Origin of the sequence: Laspinema olomoucense D3b (genome assembly GCF_025370785.1) — a bacterium.
Taxonomy (GTDB): domain Bacteria; phylum Cyanobacteriota; class Cyanobacteriia; order Cyanobacteriales; family Laspinemataceae; genus Laspinema; species Laspinema olomoucense.
Map to the genome: position 1 here is coordinate 125,106 of NZ_JAMXFA010000001.1, position 21,164 is coordinate 146,269.

The following is a 21,164-nucleotide window of genomic DNA, read 5'->3' on the forward strand; positions in this document are numbered from 1 at the left end:
CGACTTAAGCTATGAGGCGGGGGTTTTAACCCCTGCCGGGTTTTTTTTGGATTGAATCAACGGAGAGGGGGAGATTCGAACTCCCGGAACCCTTGCGGATTCATCTGATTTCAAGTCAGACGCAATCGACCACTCTGCCACCTCTCCAGTGCGGCTCTGTTTTATCTTACCCCGAGTTGTCTGGAATTGAAAGAGGCAAGGGGGGAAAAAATCCAGTCGCCCCTAGGCGAGGGTGGCAACGGATTCCGGGTGTTGTTGATAGAGTACCTCTTCGGAGGCGATCGCGAAATCTTGATCCACCCAAACCAGGGAGGCGCGAGTCACGGTGTTCCCTTGTAATTCAACCAGGGAGAAGTTCCGCAATTGACCCGTTTCTGTAGGAACAATCCGGGGAACGCGGGCTGCATTCAGGTAAACAGTGCCATCGCTGGTGGTATGCAGGGATTTCCGCAAGCGGGTTTGAGTGTGGCGCAGACGGTGGTGCATATGTCCGAAAGTGACGAGGGGGATGGTTTTGCCCATTTTGCGGGTTTGGGCGATCGCATCGGCAAAATCCGGGTCCCCAAAGTCGCCTCCCAGAGGTTTCCAGTCCTTGCCGCAGGGGTCTTCTGGGCGATCGCCTAACCCTTTGGGTCCATTATGTCCCAGAAAAATAATCGTATCGAAGCTGGCGCGTTTGACTGCTGCCATAATGCGATCGGTAGACTCCACAAAACTGCTAACATCGCAGCGATCGCTATAAAAATCCGCATATTTCCATTCCGACCCTCCCCAGCTAAAAGGACGGGACCCCACCACCGTCAGTCCAAACTGGGGAAAATCTAACTTGCCATACCCCACATGAGTCTCGCCGAGGATATCCAGTTGAGACTGGACCCAATCCTCACTGCGGCGATTGTAGGGACAGGTTTTGCGACCCCAGTCCGTCGCCGTGAACCAAGCGTCATGGTTTCCAAACGTCACCGCTTTGGGAATGTCCAAGGAGGCGATCGCCCGAACAATCGGTACCGACTCATTCCCAAAATCCCCTACAAATAGCGCTAAATCAACCCCAAGACGGGTTAGCGCTTCCCCATCTGCCGCTTCCCATTGTTCATGTACATCTCCAACAATGGCAATTTTAATCTGACTTTTCTGATAATTGTGTCCGAACATCCCTGTTTCTCTCGCTGCTCTTTATCTAGGATAGGCAATAGAGCGCCTGAATGTGAAGAAACTCCAGCCTTTAGCGGGTTCAAAATTAGGGATGAACCGTAAATCCCTTCTGCCGGTTCCTCTGGCAATTTCCCCTGACTCGGGTATTTTTATTCAGAACAAGGAACAAATATCTTTGTGGGGAGAGGCTTTCCGGCTTCCCCTTCCCGACTCTTGGCATTACTCCCCTCTTTCTTAGCAATCTTATCTGCCCAGTCCCTGTCTGGGTTAGCTGGATAATTCCCGATTTGCAGGTGCAGCCCCCCTTCCCCTAAGTGGGAAACCGGAGTGAAGCTCCCACGTTCTAAAATAGAAAGGGAGCCTCCAAACTTTCCATGTGTCCTGACACGACCCTGAAGCCAAGAAGAGGTAGGGGCGATCGGGTTACAGTGATGTAAGCAGTCTATTAAAAACGATAGGCTAGAAATAAGACAAAGGCGTTCAGGCTAGTTTTTAGCTGAATCGCCTTTCGTTGATCATAGAATGAGTAGAAACTAAGAGATACAGATGGCGCAACAAAGCGAAGGGATCAAGATAGTCAGTGATAATCGCCAAGCCCGTTTTTTATATGAAATTCTGGAAACATACGAAGCGGGGATTGCATTAAAGGGGACCGAGGTCAAATCCATCCGGGGAGGGAAGGTGAATATCCGAGATGGGTATGTCTTGTTTCGGGATGCCGAGGCGTGGCTGCTTAATGTGAATGTTTCGCCGTATGAGACGGCCAGCCTCTATTTTAACCATGAGCCGACCCGGAGTCGAAAGCTTTTGCTACACCGCGATCAAATCCGCAAGTTGATTGGTAAGGTGGAACAGAAAGGCTTGACAATGGTACCGACAAAGATGTATTTCAAGCGTGGGTTAGTTAAGGTAGAGATTGCTCTAGTCCGAGGCAAGCAACTCCACGATAAGCGAGCGGCGGTGAAAGAACGGGACCACAAGCGGGAGATAGAACGGGCGTTAAAGCAGTATTAGCGCTTCTAGCCGACTGCTTCCCACTCCCGGACTATCTAGGGCAAAGGCAAATGATGACCCCCGCTCCGATGAGCGGGTTGAGGGTCTTCTATCTGGAATATCTGCGTTTGCGTCTGCGTGCGATTTCTTTGCGCTTACGCTTTTCTAAGGGAGTTTCAAAGTGACGCTGACGCTTCATGTCTGCATAAATTCCCTCTTTTGCAACTTGACGCTTAAAGCGGCGCAGTGCAGATTCGATCGCTTCATTTTCGCCTACAACGACTTGAGTCATCCGGTATCCTCCTGAGTATCAACAATAAGATGGGCGGGTGAAAAGTGCTCTACCCCAACTCGGGTAAGCTTAATATCCCAGTTACGGAAATAGCTGATGGAGGCGATGGTCCTCTGTCGAGCCGTTGGCGAGGGTGGGGTTCACAATCGAAGGCTCGCAGATAGGAGTAAAAAGCCCTCAAATCGCGCTTTGTCCGAAACTGGCTATCTGTTATGAATTGGCTTTAAAACCCGATAGTGTTTGTTGGCTTGTCTGTATCGCAACAAACACGACAATCAAACTTTATCTGCGAAATATATTTTAACACAGAATGCCTCGGGTTCAGGAAAAATCCCTGATTGCCAGTCATTAGCTCATGCGATCGCCGCCCATTAAATTGTGCTCTCCCCTTAAGGTGAGTGCAAGCGGGCGATCGCCTCACGCATTCAGAGAAATCGGATTGTAGCATGAGAAGGGGGATTACGTTTCCCTGGGTGTTTCTCTAATCCGGGAGAACCTTGGGGTTCTGTACAGCCCAAAGCCCGATGAGCAGTCTCCCCGTCCAGTTCCCCTCCAGGGTGGGAATGGGGAGTCTTGCTCGCCCTTGCGGTAGGGGCCGCACCTGGTCATAATCCGATCGCCCTGGTCCCGGGTTGCTGGTCCTGGGTGGCTAGTCCCTGGTCCCTTTTCCCTTGTGCCTTTACTAAAAAATATTAAAACACTGGCCCCATTTTAATATTTTCTGCTTAAAACTCCTAAAATTAATATAAATACTTTGGGGTTGGGTAATCCCTAAGCAAATTAACCTGTAGAACCTAGGATAACCGCCCCAAGGCACCGGGCTGATGTTCGGGCTTCGTGACTAAAAATTTTTCGGTGCAGTAGTTCGCTCATGCCTGGGAGCAGGGGTTTAGTCTCCCCCCACAATCCGGGTAGCCCCGATTAAAATTACCATCCTACTGAAGGGTAGAACTCAGCAATGATTCGTAGAAAAATAAAGCGTAGTGCAGTGACTATATTAGACCGAGAAAATTTATTAAACCGGATTGCCAGTCGGATTCGGCAATCTTTAGAATTAAATGAAATTTTAGAAACTACTGCCCGAGAAATTCGGGCTTTTTTAAATACCCATCGGGTCAAAATTTATCGATTTGAAGAAGATGGCAGTGGAGAGGTGATTGCGGAATCGATTCACAGCGATCGCTTACCCTCTATGTTAGGGCTGCGGTTTCCCGCTACAGATATTCCCCTGAAGGCACGAGAGTTATTTCTAAGTGCCCGTCAACGGGTGCTGGTAGATGTGGCATCGGGACGCAAAACGACTGAAGAGCTTGATTGCTCAGACAATGGAGAAAGTATCAGCCGAGGAGGTACGCGCTATTGGCCCGTAGACCCCTGTCATGCAGAATATCTGACTAATATGGGGGTATCTTCTTCTTTAGCAATTCCGATTCTCCATCAGCACCATCTGTGGGGATTGTTGGTTTCCCATCATGCTAAACCCAGAAGATATTCAGAGCGAGAAATTGAGATCGTTCAATTGCTGGTGGATCAAATGTCGATTGCGATCGCCCAATCAGATTTGTTAAATCGCACTCGTCACCAAGCGCGGGATGAATCGGTGCTTAATAAAATCAGCGGATTGCTGCACTCGCCTTTAGACCTGAAAAAAATTCGCCAAACTGTTCTGAAAGAAACTGTACTCGCCTTACGGGCAGATGCAGGCCGACTCTATATCAATCCTGACATGATTGGGGGAGTGGCTCAAATCTATACTTATGGCGTTCAACCGAGTATTGCTTGGATTGAAGAAACAGACTGTTGGCAACAGTTGATTAACGGCAGTGAGCGCAATGCGCCTCCCGAGACCAAGCCCGGGACTCATTATAAGGACAATATTTCTCCCCCCGAACCGGCGATCGGTGATGGCTCTGGATTCGATTTACCCTCTCATTTAAAGGGGAATAAAGAATCCCTATCTTCCACCCACTCTACCGTTTATCTACACAGTGTCAGTATTGGTAATTTTTATCAAAGTCCCGCTTTCAGCCCCTTATTGCCTGCTTTTAAAGGGACTAACCTGCGCTCGGTTTTGATTGTCCCCTTAAAATACAATAAACAATATTTAGGATGCTTAACCTTGTTCCGAAATGAAATTGAAACGGAAACTTTATGGGCGGGACAAAATGATTTAGACGACCGGAACCGGAAACCTCGGGCCTCGTTTGAAGCGTGGCGAGAAATTAAAAAAGGACAGACGCAAATCTGGAAGGTTGAAGAAATTAAACTAGCCGAATCGGTGGGGACTCATCTCTATATGGCTGTCATGCAACGGCGAGTGGAAAATTTGATTCGTCATGAAGCCTCTCACGATCGCCTGACAGGTTTAGCCAATCGTCTGCTCTTTAACGAGCGCCTTTCTTTGGCACTCGCAGATACCCAACACCGGGCAGAAATGCTAGGGGTGATTTTCTTGGATTTAGATGGATTTAAAACCATTAATGATACCCTCGGTCATGCTCTGGGAGATTTGCTCCTCAAAATTGTCGCCGAACGGTTAAGTCATTCTTTGCCCGAAGAAGATATGCTGGCGCGTTGGGGTGGGGATGAGTTTACATTTTTAATCAATCATTTGAGTTCCGCTGAGGATGTTGCAGAAATTAGCAATAAAATTTTAAAGTGTTTTAACGAGCCATTTCGGTTAGATGGTCAAGATTTTTATGTCAAAGCCAGCTTAGGAATTGCCCTCGCTCCTTATGATGGAGAAGATGTAGAAACCCTGTTGAAAAATGCGGATGCTGCCATGTATCGCGCCAAGCAACAAGGAAGGAACAACTATCAGCTCTACACCCCAGCGATCGGCACCAAAGCCTTTGAAAGACTCGTCTTGGAAACGAGTTTGCACAAGGCTTTAGAACGGGACGAGTTCCGGATTTATTATCAACCTCAAATTGATTTAAAAACGGGACGAATTATTAGTATGGAAGCGCTGCTCCGCTGGCAGCATCCAGAACTGGGGTTAGTTCCCCCCGGTGAATTTATTCCCTTGGCAGAAGAAACGGGTTTGATATGTCCCATCGGGAAATGGGCGATCGAAGCGGCAACCAGGCAAAATTACCAGTGGCAGTTAGCCGGACTTCCTCCCATTAGGATGGCGGTAAATTTATCGGCGCGTCAGTTTCACCAGCAAAATTTACTGCAAGAAATCGCCCAAGTTTTATGTCAAACACAACTCCATCCTAGCTATTTAGAGTTAGAAATCACCGAAAGTATTGCCATGCAGGATGTTGACTTAACGATTTCTCTCTTGCAGGGGTTCCAAGAAATGGGAATTGGTATTGCTTTAGATGATTTCGGCACGGGCTATTCATCTTTATCCTCCCTGAAATATTTCCCGTTAGATCAATTAAAAATTGATCGCTCGTTTATTCAAGAAGTCACCAGTGAGCCTCATGATGCCGCTATTATTGAAGCAATCGTCACCCTGGGGCATGGTTTGAATTTAGAGGTGATTGCGGAAGGAGTGGAAACCCCCGAACAATTGGAATTTTTGCGGTCCGTGAATTGCGATGCGGCCCAAGGCTATTTATTTAGTAAGCCAGTTCCCGTGGAAATTGCCACGGAACTATACCGGCAGTCTACATTTTCCTTCCATCTGAGTTCATAGTTTACTCATAGAAAATTACCGGCACTAATATCGGGAGCTCGTCCGGTTGGGTCCGGCTGTCTCCGGAACTGACCCGTCGAGTTTAACCTTCCCTTTTTATTGCAAGGTGATGTTTGTACCCTATAATATAAAATCACTAGACCCCCAAAGGGAATAGTTCGTCTTCTACTGCTTGCTGCATAGCCCAGTTGAATCGGTTTTAGCTCGTTACAGATTCACGGCACTACCCCCGGGTCAACCCGCATTATGCCGCTTTAAATAATTCTTTCAAACGCAGATGCTAGGGGATGTTAAAGTGATGCAGCTAAGGCATTTTTCTTCGCCCTAAATTGTCACCGAATACTTTATCCTATAGGATTGAACGAAAATGGGTGAAAAATTTTATTTTCCAAAGCTTGATGCCATTCGGGGAGCCGCTTGTTTTTATATTTTAATTCATAATTTCATTTACGGATTATATAGTTTAGACCTCGTTCCTGAGTTTGTAAAATTAATATTTGCGGCTGGACAAGAAGCCGTAATAGTATTTTTTATTTTAAGTGGATTTTTAGTCAGAATCTCTATTTTTCGTCATCCGGAGTTATCTTTTCGGAAATATTTAATTAAGCGATTTAGAAGAATCTATTTTCCCTTAATCATTTCCATGTTGCTTTCGGTTCTAATTCTTGCCGGGAAGGGAACGCTGCTTCAGAGGCTATCCGGGGTGGACATTATTGGTAATTTTCTGTTACTCCAGGATTTTGGAAGCGTTAAACCCGGGACTTGGTTTTACCCCTTTTTAGGTAACCTCCCCCTCTGGTCATTATCCTATGAATGGTGGTTCTACATCATGTATTATCCCCTCATTCATTGGGTTATAAATCCAACCCAGCGAATTTACTATATTCTCTTATTTTCGGCAGTGTCTTATGGAATTTATGTAGGTTTTCCTAATCAAATCTCTTTGATTTGTTCTTATTTTATTGTAGGTTGGGTGGGGGTGGAAATGGCAAATTTGTTTTTAAAAGACAGGAAATTTACCTTTACAAATATGCGACCTATCTTAATTTCCTTGTTAGTAATGGCGTTTATTTCAGCAATTCCTTTGTTAGGTGAATCAGAATTTAAGGCCGGTCACTATCCGTTTTTAATGTTTCGGCACTTCTTCGCGGCTTTTTTACTCCTGAGTGGCGGACTGTATTGGTATGGTCATAAACTGATTTATTTTAATCAGATTTTAGGGGGTTTTTCCATCTTTGCTCCTATTTCTTATGGAATTTATGTATTTAGTTATCCGATTTTAGTTCAATGGGGACTCAATGCTAATTTCCCGAAAAATTGGGCGTTTTATGGATTAAATTTCCTGATACTAATCGGCCTTGCTTATCTAACTGAGCGCAAGTGGCAACCGGCGATCAACCGTTGGATTAAATAGACCGATCGCCCATCTAGTTACCCCTCCCCAATCTCCCCTAAAACCGACTTTTCAGCCAATCTAACCAACGGGAACCTTGGCGGTTTGTCTGGGAATGTGGCTGATTGGCTACCCATTGATTTAACTCTAGGGCAGTGGGAAATGGCACCGGGCTACTGTAGCGTGATCGCAGCGGTTTCGCCAAAGCATTATTATCTTCCCGTAACCCTTCATAGAAAAATAACACCTGTCCCGGAAGCCCACAAGCCCGATTGTAATCGATCGCGCTTAACAAATATTCCGGACTGATCCGATATTTGCCTAACTTAATCAATATCCCCGGAGAAATTCGCGGTAACTGTTCTGAGAAACCAGGGCTTTTCACCATTTGATTAACCACCCGTTGATAACTCTGAAAATCCCGGCGATAAATCTGAGGATGCATCAAATCCGTCAGTCCTCGGTTCAGCCAGGTTTGCGAGTCTTGCAGGTACTCATTCAAACACCAGGGATAAATATTCGGAGAAAGGGAAACCAACAAATTGGGATTAATCCCCTTAACTTGTTGATAGAGTTGCGATAAAAATTCCGTGAGTAAATCCGCACGCCACTGCAACCAATGGGAGTCTTGACAATTGGACGGGGGATCGCACTGAAAGCTTTGCCGGTAAAGGTTTCGCGTAAACTCATCATAGCCGCCTTCCCTGGGGAATGCCGGGAGGCGATCGTCACCTTGGATGCCTGCGATCGGGTAATTTTGCACCACTTCTAGGATTAACTTTGACAAGAAATCTTGAACCTCTGGGTGCAAAGCATTCATCCACTCAAACCCATTTTTGTTGAGGAGATTTCCTGATAGGTCCTTGGCTGCCCATTCTGGTTTTTTTTGCAGCAACATTCCCCCATTGGACTGATAGGAACTGGCGAATCCATATTCAAACCAGGGAATCACAGCAATCCCACAGGAATTGGCCGCTTCGATGAGTTCAGCCAAGGGGTCTCGACCTTGATAAAGGGGATCAATTTCCATGCCAAAAGTCTCCCTTAAAACCCGACTGGGATAAAGGGTTAATCCTTTGGTCCAAACAACGGGAAAAACCACATTAAATCCCGTCTCGGAGAGAAAGGCGACTGCCTCATTGATTCTTTCTTTGGATCGGAAGACTTGACTATCAGTAGTCGTCATCCAAACGCCGCGTATTTCCATGATATTTTGGGTCAGGGGTGAGGAATCAGGGGCTATCGAAAAACCCCGTAGGCCGGTTTAAACCTACGGGATCGGAAGGAATGCAGCAGGTTAATGCCGGGAAAATAGTTTCTCCAAAAACCGATTTTAAGCGATCGCTTTTTTTAGGTGCGGTTCGATGAAGGTCTCTGTCAGGAATTCCTGATAAAGTCGGCTTATACTTAAGAGCGCCCCAGGAGTGGTAAACGTGGACTTACTTCATCCGCGATCGCGCCCATTAGTTTGAACACACTTGGTTAAGCAGCAACACCGCTTCTTACCTGATTCCCTCTCACTTTACTCCCTTCCGGAGTTAACGTGAGAGAAAATTCTCTACTATATAGGGTTGCTATTCATCATCCAACCGGCTTGAGGGCTTGGGTGAGTTGAGTCAGGTAGCTCACTTTGGATTGAAAGTTTCAAGAGTTTATCATCTTTTAATCTTTTGGGAAAATCTCCCCCAGAAGTCTTGCTAGGTTTGACTGTAAGGGAAAATAAACCGGCAAAAATGAACCCATTTCACCCTAATTTACCCACTCCTGCCTGATCCGGGGTACAGCATCGGGAAGAGCAACGGACTTTCTGGACACCATTTTTACTACCTGGCTCACAAAGCAAGGGCCAGAAAACCCATGTCAGGTTCCCTGGCGGTGATTTAGAAACCGGGTTTATTTCCTGAATCGCGCAGTGGGGTTCAGTTTCATGGAGTTTTTTTAAAAAATTTGCAAAATTCCTCGCCAAAGGTCTTTTCAGACCGAAAAAAACCTGCTATGATGTCTCAAGACAGCTTGGAGAGGTGGCTGAGTGGTTGAAAGCGGCAGATTGCTAATCTGTTTTACGGTTTTAATCGTAACGAGGGTTCGAATCCCTCCCTCTCCGTTCTAAATCAACAAGACTCACGGGATTTAACTCTCGGCAAATCTGAGCAGATATCAGCCAACTCTGGATTTGAATGAGTCAGTGTAGAGCAATTTATTTTGAATAATCCCCCACTACTTTTGCAAGGCGTGGGGGATTTTTGATTAGGGGTGGCTCTGGTGGAGCGATCGCGCGTTACCAACGATAGCCCACGCCGATATAACCAACCGGGAAGGGAATTACATCGTCAAAGAAGTACAACCCTGCACCGATATTGCCCCCAGCATACCAGCCATTATCCCACTGATAATCCCCACCAATCGTGGCATAGGGTAATACCACCGCAAGGGTTCCCACCCCCCAGGAGCCCGTAAACTGCCCGGGAACCGCAGGCTGAAAGTATTTTTTGTAAGAGACGCCGAGTCCAACGTTAATACCCAGAACGCTATCTACTCCGCGTTCGTCCATCCGGACCCATCCAAAGTTGGGTAAATCAAAACCGGCGCTGTAGCGATAACTGGTAAAACGCGCCTGAGCAAGATCCGATTCCGGGGGGGATTGCGCTTCGGTGTTTTCCGGAAGGATAGCCGCCTCCCTTACAAAGTCGTCTTTATTAAAGTCAATCGACAGTTCTAAATCCTCAAGAACGGCGGGGTCAGTTGCCGTGAATGGCGCGATCGCCCTTTCGCGATCGTCCTGAGTCGGTTGTGCTTCGAGATCCATTTGCGCAGGGGATTGCGCTTCGGTGTTTTCCGGAAGGATAGCGGCATCCTTTAGGAAGTCCCCTTGATTAAAGTCAATCGCAAGTCCCAAATCCTCAAGACTGGCGCGGTTAGTTTCCGTGAGTTGCGGTATCCAAGTCTCACCAGCTTTCTGCATCGGTTGTGCCTCTAGGTCCAGCAGTCCCGGCATCTCCACACTGAGTTGCGCTGGGAAACTCGGCTCTTGCGCTGTAGCCGGTAGCACCTGTTGCATCGCTAAGCAGGGTAATACCATCAAAGCACTATATCCTGCCCATTTTTTCCTCACACCCATAATATCCCTCCAAATACATCAATAAACGTGAATTATTTCGCTTTGTTTTTGCATGAGTTCGGGTTCAGGGAAATGAAATTGACTCGAAAGGAATTGGCGATTGAACCCAATGGATTCTTGAGAACAAAGCACGGAGATATTCCCCCTGAATCCGACTGTTCCATAAACCGCGAAATCCGCAAACTAAAAGCAAAAACTTCTAGCAATCTGCCATTCCACAACCAAATTGGGATAATCCAGAAGGGCAGATGCTAAAACATTGCTAATCTAATCCATCCTCGCCTCAGATGCGCTCTTCCCGGAGATGTATTTTGGGGGTTGTGTGAACAAAACTTAACAAATAGTAGAGGGAGGAATCCTGCACTTTTAGTGAATAGGGAGGGAAAGGGGGAGCGCTGCTTAAGATAAAGAAGCTAACCTAAAGGGGTTACAGCAAAGCCATTTAGAACCGATACCCTCCCCCCACAAATATCCCAACTTCAACCTCCTCGACATACCCAACATTTAAGGCAGCATTGGCGACAAATCGGTCAAATAAGACGCGATCAATTCCCACAGTGCCAAAAAATCCAATGAAATTATCCTCATCCGTAGAAAGAGCAATGCCACTGCCGATATAAGGAGCAACATCGGCTTGTAAAGTATCTTCCGTATCCGCCAAGGGAAAGTCAATGGTGAGCGGAACCATCACCATCAAGTGTTCGGCAAACAAGACGGAAGGACGCAAAGACACTTGCTCGGCGAGGCCAATTTTACTCGTTAAGGCAAAACTGCCTCCTCCTAAAGGACTAGCATCATCACTCAACCCAATATTAATGGCAGCACCGATATAGTTACCCACTCCCCGACTGGTTCGACCGAGTTCGATGTCGTTATCTCGTTGAGCCAAAACCGGATTGTTGTCCGCTTCAGGAGCAAGGTTTTGGGGAACTGTTGGCTGCCTGGGGATCATGAAATAATGGGGGGAGGCGATCGCGGTAGTGCCGGTCAATAATTCCGCAAAATTCCCCGATTTAGCCGCCAGTACCGGGGGTGGATTAATCCCCTCAGACTGGACATCCCAGGAGAGTGGTGCAGAATAGGTATCCTCCGGCAACTTCGCCATCGCCCTTAACCCCAATTCCCTAGCAACATCCCCCGAGAATGGCTCGGCCATCGCTTTTTTTACACCACCCTCACCACCGAGAGCAATCAGACCGAATAGAAAAACACCAGTTGCGATCGATAGAAACTTCACAGTTACTCCTAATAGATAGTTCAATGTTAAATCGGGGAATTTTTTATTTTGAAAAGGAGAATTCAGCCTTAACGGATTAATCGCCAGCGGCAGATCTATCCAGAAACCGAACCCACGCCAAACCCAGGCGATCGGCTGGAGCTTTCACCCAGAAAATCCTCATCCCCAAAGAAGGCCAAAACCAGCCCAGTTTTACAGCGAACCCACCGCCTGAGCGACTTGTTGGGAAACAAAGGGCAAAATAGCTTCATTTTTGCTGTGCGCCTTCCCTTCGGTAAAGACCACCAATAAATAAGGGCGATGTTCCGGTAATTCAATATAAGCCGCATCATGGCGGACTGTACTGGTTAAACCCGCCTTAGACCAAATCCGAGTTTGGCGATCGAGACCCGCACCCAAAAACCCCGTGACCTGATTTTCTGGGTCCTCCGCCAGGTCCTCGGGTTCGAGCGATCGCTTCATTAACTTCATCATCGCCGTAGTTGCCTTCGCCGAGACCGCTACCCCACCGACAATACTATGCAAGAGGCGTGCCGTCGCATTCGTGGTCAGCATATTCCGATTTTCCATTAACTCTCCCAGGAAAACCCGCTCCCGACCATAGGCTCCATCACACCAGGTTTTGTGATTGACATTAATCGATTCCAATTCCGGCCAACCCAGAGACTGAAAGTAGCGATTCACTAAATTACGCTGGTGCTTCCAAGTTTCAAACGGTCCAGAAGACAATTCCGGACCACTGGTGGTCCCGGTTAACATATCTACCACTAGACTTGTGGCATCATTGCTAGAGTCCACAATCATATCTCGGATGGCCCGTTCTAACTCCGGGGAAGTCTGAATCATCTCTTTTTCCATCCATTCATAGACAGCGACGAGATAAAACAGCTTGACCACACTGGCGGGATAAATCCGTTCTACACCGCGATAGTTAAATCCGCGCACGGGATGGTCCCAAAATGCATCGGGACTCAGGGCACCGCCAGTATTCACCGATACGGGAGGGTCGTAAACCACCCAAGTCATCGCCAGTTGATTGCGGTTTAATTGAGGGAATTGCTCCCAGGTTGCCGCTAAAATGCGATCGCCAAAGTTTTCCAGTTGTTCGTCTTTGCGGAAAAATGTCATAGTTTTCTCTGAGGTTGTTCAAGTCAACGGGTAGGGGTTAAACATTCAAAATTTAGAAGTCAGAATCAAGTATTCTCTCTTCTAGCCACTTCAGTCCGGCTGCTGTAGCCTTACTGTGCTTTCTTCTATTGCTGCATTTATTTCTAACTATGGTCTTGGTGAGTCAGCTTCAATTTAATCTAGCTTCTAAAGGGTTCGATGCACCGCAATATCGCTGCCAAGTCGATCTCAATCTGTATGATTCCCCGCAGTGCGAGGCCCTGGCAACCCAGGCATCTGAGGGTCGTCTGCTGAAAATTGTGCTCCCTCCGACCGATGGGGCCGTGGGGGTGAAATTATGTGAAGATGACTATCCCGGATGGGTGGCACTCCCGGATTTGGAAAATCTGGAATTAGCCGAGTCCCCTTACCAGGCGATCGCCCTGGACCGCACCCAGATAGAACCGCAGATTCCCACCATCATTGCCTTTACCCATCAGGCCATGAGCGTCCCCAATCAGTATTTCTGGGGAGGGACCGTCGCCCCGAACTATGACTGTTCTGGATTAATGCAGGCAGCCTTCCGGACGGCTCAAGTTTGGTTACCTCGGGATGCCTATCAACAGGAAGCCTTTACCCAATCCATTCCCCTGAACGAATTACAGGCGGGGGATCTCATCTTTTTTGGAACCCCAGAAAAAGCCACTCATGTTGGCCTTTATCTCGGGGAGGGTCGTTATATCCACAGTTCCGGGAAAAAAGTGGGGCGCAACGGCATCGGCATCGATGTCCTTTCAGAAAATAGCGATGATCCCGTCAGTCGTTGCTATTATCAACAACTCCGGGGTGCAGGGCGAGTTTTAAGCAGTTATTTGCCTCAAGACTCGGAAACCTGAAGCGTCGAAATATTAACATTCTTTAACAAACTGCAGAAAAATCATTAGCATGAAAGAAGGGGGCAGCAGATTGCGGCCTCCTCGGGCATCGGGAGCAGATGAGTCCCCGAGACAAGCAACCGGGTTTTTGGCTCTTTCTTTGTGGCGTTCTGGGCAGAAATGTTGTCAAAAGACCCAGTTTGTCTTGCCGTTAGGAGACCGATGCCCTAGCTCACTCATTTGTTGCAGTGGAAGAAAAGGAAGCAAGGTTTTGAAGGTATTTTTAGAGATAGAGCCGCAGCGTCGCCATAGCCTGTTGGGATTATTTGCGGCAGGCTTATTGTTTTGGGCTTCTCTGGCTTCATTGCTGCCCACACTGCCGCTCTATGTCGAGCATATCGGGGGGACGAAAGGACAAATCGGTCTGGTTATGGGGGCATTTGCCCTGGGCTTACTGCCTTCCCGGGCTTGGTTAGGACCCCTGAGCGATCGCCGGGGTCGCAAAATCGTGTTACGGTTGGGGACGGCTGTGGCCACCATCGCCCCGTTAGGATATCTCTTCGTTGATTCTATTCCCCTGTTGATGGCATTACGGGCGTTTCACGGCATTAGTGTCGCTGCTTTTACCACCGCTTACAGCGCCTTAATCACCGATTTAGCCCCCGATCGCAATCGCGGCGAATTAATTGGATATATGAGTTTGGTCAATCCTTTAGGGGTTGCCATTGGACCCGCCCTGGGAGGGTTTTTACTAGAAGCTGCTGGTTACCCACCCCTCTTTGTCATGGGATTTGGATTGGCACTACTGAGTTTCCTGTTGCTCTATTTCGTCAGTGAACCTCTGCGGGAGGATTTTACCTCCCCAGCACTGGGCAAAGACTCGGAAAATGCCAAAGCCCCAGCGGATTCATTTTGGCGGCTGTTATGGAGTCCTCGCATCCGAATTCCCTCCCTAGTGATGCTGCAAATCGGGCTAGTCTTTGGCGCAGTGGCGACCTTTATCCCCTTGTTTATTAAGGAGACAGTCAGTGATTTTAATCCGGGATGGTTTTATACCGCAGCAGCTATTGTGAGTTTTAGTATGCGTCTGCTCACGGGTCGCGCCTCGGACCGTTACGGACGCGGATTATTTATCTCCGGGGGTTTGCTGGCCTACTTTGTGGCAATGGTTTTGCTGTGGACGGCCCAGGATAGCCGAGGTTTTTTACTCGCTGGGGCGGTAGAAGGATGTGCTGCCGGAACGTTTTTGCCGATGATGGTGGCCCTGGTTGCAGACCGTTGTGAACCTCGGGAACGGGGGCGGTTGTTTGCCCTGTCTATTGGGGGTTTTGATTTGGGCATCGCTCTGGCTGGGCCAATTTTGGGGATTATGGCGGAAGATATAGGGTATCGAAGTATTTTTGCGATCGCCTCGGTGATGGCCTTTTTAGCATTGGGGATTTTTCTCACCCAGTCCAATATGAATTTACGTCAATCGCTGAAGTTTGCCCTGGGTCGCGATCGCGACCTGTATGCCCTGGAAAAATCATCCTAAGCGAGGGCATAAAAAGTTTGGGTGCTGAATTAGCACAAGCCAACTCAACACCCAAATTTTGTTTAGATTTTAAAAACGGGCTAGGAGGGATTCGAACCCCCGACACCGTGGTCCGTAGCCACGTGCTCTAGTCCACTGAGCTACAAGCCCTTACCGCTTAATCATATTAACACAGGCTTTTGGAAAATGAAACCCCCTTTTCAAAAAAATTCTGAAAATTCCCCAAACCCTTATCAGTTAAGCCATTTGGATGCTGAAGGCCAAGCCAGAATGGTCGATGTGTCGGAAAAAGCCGTCACCCATCGACAGGCGATCGCCTCGGGACAGGTGCGGATGGATCGGGCAACTTTTGACCAAATTCAAGCCGGGAATGCACCCAAAGGAGATGTTTTGGGGACGGCGAGACTGGCGGGAATTTTAGGAGCCAAACAAACATCGGGGTTAATTCCCTTATGTCATCCTTTACCCTTGCACAAAATTGATGTAGAAATTTTGCCTGACGAGGAACTTCCCGGGTATCGGATTCTCGCCGAAGTCAGGACCAAAGCAGAAACCGGAGTAGAAATGGAAGCATTAACGGCAGTCTCCGTGGCCGCACTGACCCTCTATGACATGGCCAAAGCGTTATCGAAGGCGATCGCCATTGAAAGCATTCGCCTAGAGAGCAAGACTGGGGGCAAATCGGGAGACTATCACGCGGATTAAAACGCTTTGGGGGTGGCATAAGGTTTGAGCACCTGCTCACCCAGGGTGACTAACTCCTGGGACCCCTCAATCATCAACAAATACCCGCCCTGGCGTAGATGATGATGATAGACTCCCACCGTGGAACCCTCGCCCAAAAAGCCAATTAACCCTCCCACCACCCCTCCCAAAACAGCGGCGATCGCCACCACACCTGGAATGAGCAACAGAGAGTTAAAACCCAGGGGGTTAATTAGCCCAAGATGGTAGGCCAAAACCAATGCCGAACCCACTAGGAATCCCATTGTGGCAAACCCTATCAAAAAACGGCGAGCTTGGTCCACCGCAATTTGCGTAGGTTCTAATAAACCCACGCGAGCTGGAGAACTATACCCTTGACCCACAATCGCCAGATGCTCCGGGGAAATCCCGTGATACTGTAAAAGTCGATAAGCGTCAAAAGTTGCTGCTTCATTAGCTAAGGGAATGATTGCCAGAGCGGTCTGGCGATTGCGAGAATGTTGCCGGAATAATCGCGAAGGAATCACAAAGCTGCTGGGGTGGGTGGGGTGGTGAAGGTTGATACTTGCATTTTATCCTTTGTTTTTTGAACTAAGACTGTCCAGTAAATCTTCCTTCTGCCTTTTAAGGGGCGAATCAGTCCGGTCATCCCCTGGGGAACGGGATTGAAGAGCGCCCTATTTCTGAAGCTCGTTAACAAATCGGGGTTAAAAACCCATGATGCCCAACCGCAATCAGGGGCGATCGCTCCTTCATCCGAGGTAGCGAAGACTTACAATTTTAAAAGTACAAGCCCGGGCCAAAACCCGAGCAACTTCCTTAGAAAAGAAAGGAGATCTATGCCACCTCGTTGGCCTCGTCAACCCGATCGCAGCGAACCCGCTTACCGGAAACTCGATGATCGCATGAATTTCGCCGTCCATGTCGCCCTTTTTGCGGCCAGCAATTCCGGCCTCTGGTTTTTCCGGGCATGGCAATCTCCCCCCTGGCAGTGGACCCCTTGGCTCACCGCCGCTTGGCTACTGCTGTTAATCGCTCATGGGGTTTATATTTTCGCAATTGCAAACTATTCCGAAGAATCTAATGGCTAATTCCAGTAACACTGAAAAAATAGAAGCCCTGGCTGCTCAGATTGCCGATCGCGTTTATATCGATGTCGCCAAATGGCGTCTGCGCTTAGATGACGCTCATCTGCACACCCTCCTGGCTGAACAACTCTATCCGTTAGTCAGCACAAATGCCGCCGTCAATGAATCCGACGTGAGCAAAGTGCTTGCGGGAATCAACGTTAATCTCGGCGGAGGACGCCGACAAATTCCTCTAAGTGATCTGATTCCCACCGGAGAACAAATGGACCTCCTCCGCATTTTAGAAGAGTTTCAGCGCGACCTTTAGTCCTGGGGCATCCACAAACACCAGTATAATTCAACTCCACAAGAGCTTTACCCCAACTGGAGCGCTTGAGGAAAACATCCCTCGGGGGCATTTTTGGCCCCTGGGTCAGTTTCTGACCGGGGCAGTATTTTGCAGGTCCAAATCACGGTTTCGCGATCGGGAAGCCAGCCTCACCAGGAAAAGGATATTCATGAAAACACCCTCTATAGTTTATTTGATCCGGCACGGGATCGCCGAAAACCGCGTAGATAATGTCTCCGATGAGAAGCGCCAGCTAACCAAGGAGGGAGTTCAAAAAACCCGGAAAGTAGCGAACCGTCTGCATCAGTTGAATATTCATTTCGATCTGATTTTGACCAGTCCTCTGCTTAGAGCAAGGCAAACGGCTGATATTCTCCAAACCGCTGGTCTCGGCCAGAAAATTAAAGAGTCTACTTCCCTGGTCCCGAATGGGGATATCAATAACTGGCTGAACTGGTATCAGCAATGGCGTCAAAGTGGAGGGCATTGTTTGGCCCTCGTCGGACATCAGCCGGATCAGGGCAACTGGGCAGAAATTTTGGTTTGGGGAGAGTCCAGAGAAGGACTGATCCTCAAAAAAGCTGGGGTGATTGGTTTGGTCCTCCCCGAAACTGGGGATCCCGTGGGAAATAGTTCCCTATTTTGGCTGACCTGCCCCAAATTATTGCTATAAATTGATTGGGGATTGGTGATAAGTTATGGGTGAGCTAAATCAACAATTCATAACGAATCCGTCCTCAGTCCTCGGACTGCATTGCTGCACTGAAAGCCCTGAAAGCATTGAAATCCAAACCTTTTATCCCCTTAAGAGCATCGGATTTTCCGAGGGTTGCTCCATAAAGGATTTTTCTAAAAGCAGGAACAGTCCAAGCAGATCTGATAAGTTAGCTTGAAGATATTTAATTAAAGCGAAGGCTAAACCTATGACTGTCGCGGACGAACTAAAGACCGGTTTTGAATTTAAGCCCGGGTTAGAAGGCGTTCCGGTCACCCTATCCAGTATCAGTTTCGTGGATGGGAAGAAAGGAATTTTGGAATATCGCAATATTCCGATTGAAGAACTGGCCCTCAAAAGCACCTTTCTGGAAACCTCCTATTTATTGATCTGGGGCGAACTCCCGACCCAGGAAGAACTCGATGCATTTGAAAAGGAAATTCGCTACCACCGCCGCATTAAATATCGCATTCGGGACATGATGAAATGCTTTCCCGAAAGCGGTCATCCGATGGACGCCCTCCAAGCCTCCGCTGCGGCCCTCGGCTTATTCTATTCCCGTCGGGCTTTAGACGATCCAGCCTATATTCGTGCTGCTGCGGTCCGGTTGTTGGCCAAAATTCCCACAATGGTGGCGGCATTCCAAATGATGCGGAAAGGGAATGACCCGATTCAACCCCGGGACGATCTGGACTATTCGGCCAACTTTCTGTATATGCTGACGGAAGAAGAGCCAGATCCCCTAGAGGCTCGGGTGTTCGATGTTTGCCTGACGCTTCATGCAGAACATACCATCAATGCTTCTACATTTTCAGCCAGGGTCACAGCTTCTACCCTGACAGACCCTTACGCCGTGGTGGCTTCAGCGGTGGGAACCCTGGCCGGTCCTTTACATGGGGGGGCCAATGAAGAGGTGATTGATATGCTGGAGGAAATTGGCTCGGTTGAAAATGTCCGACCCTACATTGAAAACTGTCTGAAGACTAAATCTAAGATTATGGGGTTCGGTCACCGGGTCTACAAAGTTAAGGATCCCCGGGCGATTATCCTGCAAAACCTCGCTGAACAATTGTTTGAGAAGTTTGGCCGGGATAATTATTATGACATTGCCGTAGAACTGGAGCGAGTGGTGGAGGAAAAACTGGCTTACAAAGGCATTTATGCCAATGTGGACTTTTATTCGGGTCTGGTTTATCGGAAGTTGGGGATTCCTACGGATTTGTTTACGCCGATCTTTGCGATTTCCCGGGTGGCGGGTTGGTTGGCTCACTGGAAAGAGCAACTGGGGGAAAACCGGATTTATCGTCCGACCCAAATTTATACGGGAACTCATAACGCACCTTATATTCCCATCTCAGAACGTTAATGCGATCGCGACGGAATTAGGTCGAGTCTGGGCTGGAGGGACCTCTACTCACGGATTGGGTCTGGGTCCCGGTTTTTCTTTTAAGGGGAATCATCCATCTAGCCGCGATCGCCATAATTGCCCTTAGATTGTCCTAATCTGAGGGTTTTTTGTTGGGTAAGTTCCTCCGAAATCACGGACCCACCCGATTCTGCCCTTGAGGACCTGCGCCGATATCCTCCGCTCAAGATTGGCGATCGCCTCAAATCGCCCCAAACCCTATAATCATCTGCCCCCTTGTCATAGGTCCCTCGGGCGATCGCCTCCCGACCCTTTCCCGGCTATCCCCCGAGGGCCATCCTCTTGCTTAAAGACTGAAACTCAAGCCTCTCGCAGAGTTCTGGCGTCCATCGAGCGTTATACTATTAGTGCATTTAACCGAGTCGTAAGTAATCTTCACACTCTCAATAGGAAGCATGAACCCAGGTATAGACCTACAAGGAAGTTTTATAAAAGCGCTCGCAGATTTGGGCCTTCCGGCGGGAGCAGCAAAAGCCATCTGGATGCCAGTTCCTATGGTCCTCATGCTAGTTGTCGCAACAATTGGCGTACTGGTGACCGTCTGGCTAGAGCGAAAAATTTCTGCTGCGGTCCAACAGCGCATCGGCCCAGAATACATCGGCCCTTTGGGGATTTTAGCCCCCGCCGCCGATGGGCTCAAACTCTTGTTCAAAGAGGATATCCTTCCGGCTAAAGCCGACCCCATCCTCTTTACCCTCGGGCCAGTCCTGGTGGTAGTCCCCGTGTTCGCCTCCTTCCTGATCGTCCCCTTCGGACAAAATCTCATCATTAGCGATGTCGGGGTTGCCATCTTTTTATGGATTTCCCTTTCCAGCATTCAGCCGATCGGCTTGCTGATGGCAGGCTATGCCTCCAATAACAAATACTCTCTCATCGGTGGATTGCGCGCAGCAGCCCAGTCGATCAGTTATGAAATTCCCCTAGCCCTCAGTGTGTTGGCAGTCGTCATGATGTCCAACAGCCTGAGCACCCTCGACATTGTGGAACAGCAATCCAGCTATGGCATCCTCAGTTGGAACGTCTGGCGTCAACCCCTCGGCTTTGTCATCTTCTGGATTGCAGCCCTGGCGGAATGCGAACGCTTACCCTTTGACCTTCCTGAAGCTGAAGAAGAAATCGTCGCCGGATATCAAACCGAATATTCTGGCATGAAATTCGCCCTGTTCTACTTAGGTTCCTACGTCAACCTAGTCCTCTCGGCACTCCTAATCGCCGTGCTCTATCTGGGGGGCTGGGAATCTCCGATCCCTGTAGAACTCCTAGGACAGTGGCTGGGTGTCAGCGAAACCACCCCTTGGCTGCAAGTGATTACCGGAACCCTGGGCATCACCATGACCCTGCTCAAGGCTTACTTTTTTGTTTTCCTCGCCATTCTGATGCGCTGGACTTTACCCCGCGTTCGGATCGACCAACTCCTCGATTTAGGCTGGAAATTCCTGCTACCCGTTTCTCTGGTCAATCTGCTCTTAACTGCGGCCTTAAAGTTGGCATTTCCCTTTGCCTTTGGTGGGTAAAGCGGGGTTTCTTTCGTTCAAAAACTGCCCAGTTATTG

The 21,164-nt window shown here is 48.5% G+C and carries 19 protein-coding genes and 3 tRNA genes; 13 read left to right on the plus strand and 9 right to left on the minus strand.

From position 1 onward, the window contains the following. Positions 1-60 precede the first annotated feature (60 nt). Together NG792_RS00510 and NG792_RS00515 are read right to left on the minus strand one after the other, a co-directional pair. Positions 61-147, minus strand: a tRNA-Ser gene (locus tag NG792_RS00510). 75 nt (positions 148-222) lie between these two features. Beyond that, the gene (locus NG792_RS00515) at positions 223-1,155 is read right to left on the minus strand and encodes a TIGR04168 family protein (protein ID WP_261234088.1); all 933 of its coding nucleotides are present in this window, start codon (positions 1,153-1,155) and stop codon (positions 223-225) included. 546 nt (positions 1,156-1,701) lie between these two features. Here NG792_RS00515 and smpB point away from each other — a divergent pair. Further along, positions 1,702-2,169 (plus strand): SsrA-binding protein SmpB, encoded by a 468-nt coding sequence (gene smpB / locus NG792_RS00520; protein ID WP_261199880.1) that lies wholly within the window; start codon positions 1,702-1,704, stop codon positions 2,167-2,169. 88 nt (positions 2,170-2,257) lie between these two features. On the opposite strand, the gene rpsU is transcribed toward smpB, so the two are convergent. Next, the gene (gene rpsU, locus NG792_RS00525; RefSeq protein WP_015149204.1) at positions 2,258-2,440 is read right to left on the minus strand and encodes a 30S ribosomal protein S21; all 183 of its coding nucleotides are present in this window, start codon (positions 2,438-2,440) and stop codon (positions 2,258-2,260) included. 243 nt (positions 2,441-2,683) lie between these two features. On the opposite strand from rpsU, the gene NG792_RS00530 reads away from it, so the two are divergent. The 3 genes from NG792_RS00530 (at position 2,684) to NG792_RS00540 (ending at position 7,500) form a co-directional block, all read left to right on the plus strand. Continuing rightward, on the plus strand, positions 2,684-2,815 hold the full coding sequence (locus NG792_RS00530) for a hypothetical protein (RefSeq protein ID WP_261234090.1): 132 nt from the start codon (positions 2,684-2,686) through the stop codon (positions 2,813-2,815). 583 nt (positions 2,816-3,398) lie between these two features. Then, the gene (locus NG792_RS00535; protein WP_261234091.1) at positions 3,399-6,086 is read left to right on the plus strand and encodes an EAL domain-containing protein; all 2,688 of its coding nucleotides are present in this window, start codon (positions 3,399-3,401) and stop codon (positions 6,084-6,086) included. 367 nt (positions 6,087-6,453) lie between these two features. Continuing rightward, positions 6,454-7,500 (plus strand): acyltransferase family protein, encoded by a 1,047-nt coding sequence (locus NG792_RS00540; protein ID WP_261234093.1) that lies wholly within the window; start codon positions 6,454-6,456, stop codon positions 7,498-7,500. Positions 7,501-7,537: 37 nt separating this feature from the next. Here the strand turns inward: NG792_RS00540 and NG792_RS00545 are convergent, their stop codons facing one another. Next, positions 7,538-8,686: a glycoside hydrolase family 10-like protein gene (locus NG792_RS00545; protein WP_261234094.1), complete on the minus strand. Its 1,149-nt coding sequence runs from the start codon at positions 8,684-8,686 to the stop codon at positions 7,538-7,540. 808 nt (positions 8,687-9,494) lie between these two features. Between NG792_RS00545 and NG792_RS00550 the strand changes: the two genes are divergently transcribed. Next, positions 9,495-9,583: transfer RNA gene (locus NG792_RS00550), tRNA-Ser, on the plus strand. Positions 9,584-9,757: 174 nt separating this feature from the next. Here NG792_RS00550 and NG792_RS00555 read toward each other — a convergent pair. The 3 genes from NG792_RS00555 to NG792_RS00565 form a co-directional block, all read right to left on the minus strand. Further along, positions 9,758-10,558, minus strand: a complete 801-nt coding sequence (locus NG792_RS00555; RefSeq protein WP_261234096.1) for a hypothetical protein — start codon at positions 10,556-10,558, stop codon at positions 9,758-9,760. A 481-nt stretch (positions 10,559-11,039) separates the two neighbouring features. Then, on the minus strand, positions 11,040-11,753 hold the full coding sequence (locus tag NG792_RS00560; RefSeq protein WP_261234097.1) for a hypothetical protein: 714 nt from the start codon (positions 11,751-11,753) through the stop codon (positions 11,040-11,042). Positions 11,754-12,026: 273 nt separating this feature from the next. After that, positions 12,027-12,962, minus strand: a complete 936-nt coding sequence (locus NG792_RS00565; protein WP_261199886.1) for a serine hydrolase — start codon at positions 12,960-12,962, stop codon at positions 12,027-12,029. Positions 12,963-13,111: 149 nt separating this feature from the next. On the opposite strand from NG792_RS00565, the gene NG792_RS00570 reads away from it, so the two are divergent. After that, positions 13,112-13,837, plus strand: a complete 726-nt coding sequence (locus NG792_RS00570; RefSeq protein WP_261234099.1) for a C40 family peptidase — start codon at positions 13,112-13,114, stop codon at positions 13,835-13,837. 250 nt (positions 13,838-14,087) lie between these two features. Beyond that, positions 14,088-15,350, plus strand: a complete 1,263-nt coding sequence (locus tag NG792_RS00575; protein ID WP_261199888.1) for an MFS transporter — start codon at positions 14,088-14,090, stop codon at positions 15,348-15,350. Positions 15,351-15,426: 76 nt separating this feature from the next. On the opposite strand, the gene NG792_RS00580 is transcribed toward NG792_RS00575, so the two are convergent. Then, positions 15,427-15,500, minus strand: a tRNA-Arg gene (locus NG792_RS00580). Positions 15,501-15,536: 36 nt separating this feature from the next. Here NG792_RS00580 and moaC point away from each other — a divergent pair. Then, positions 15,537-16,055, plus strand: a complete 519-nt coding sequence (gene moaC, locus NG792_RS00585) for a cyclic pyranopterin monophosphate synthase MoaC (RefSeq protein WP_261199889.1) — start codon at positions 15,537-15,539, stop codon at positions 16,053-16,055. Here moaC and NG792_RS00590 read toward each other — a convergent pair. Beyond that, on the minus strand, positions 16,052-16,582 hold the full coding sequence (locus tag NG792_RS00590) for a hypothetical protein (protein ID WP_261199890.1): 531 nt from the start codon (positions 16,580-16,582) through the stop codon (positions 16,052-16,054). The genes moaC and NG792_RS00590 overlap by 4 nt on opposite strands. 312 nt (positions 16,583-16,894) lie before the next feature. Here NG792_RS00590 and NG792_RS00595 point away from each other — a divergent pair, with 312 nt between their 5' ends. The 5 genes from NG792_RS00595 to nuoH all read left to right on the plus strand — a co-directional run bounded on the left by NG792_RS00595 (position 16,895) and on the right by nuoH (position 21,126). Next, a complete protein-coding gene (locus NG792_RS00595) occupies positions 16,895-17,146 on the plus strand; it encodes a 2TM domain-containing protein (protein ID WP_261199891.1) in 252 nt (83 codons plus the stop codon). After that, positions 17,139-17,450 carry a DUF3181 family protein gene (locus NG792_RS00600; RefSeq protein ID WP_261199892.1) on the plus strand — a complete coding sequence of 104 codons (312 nt, stop codon included), beginning with the start codon at positions 17,139-17,141 and terminating at the stop codon, positions 17,448-17,450. Before NG792_RS00595 ends, NG792_RS00600 begins: the two co-directional genes overlap by 8 nt. A 190-nt stretch (positions 17,451-17,640) precedes the next feature. After that, positions 17,641-18,144, plus strand: coding sequence for a phosphohistidine phosphatase SixA (sixA, locus tag NG792_RS00605; protein ID WP_261199893.1), 504 nt, complete (start codon positions 17,641-17,643; stop codon positions 18,142-18,144). 250 nt (positions 18,145-18,394) lie between these two features. Further along, entirely contained in the window at positions 18,395-19,552 is a 1,158-nt protein-coding gene (locus NG792_RS00610; RefSeq protein ID WP_261199894.1) for a citrate synthase, read from the plus strand. Positions 19,553-20,007: 455 nt separating this feature from the next. Then, positions 20,008-21,126, plus strand: coding sequence for an NADH-quinone oxidoreductase subunit NuoH (gene nuoH, locus NG792_RS00615; protein ID WP_261234100.1), 1,119 nt, complete (start codon positions 20,008-20,010; stop codon positions 21,124-21,126). Positions 21,127-21,164: the final 38 nt, after the last annotated feature.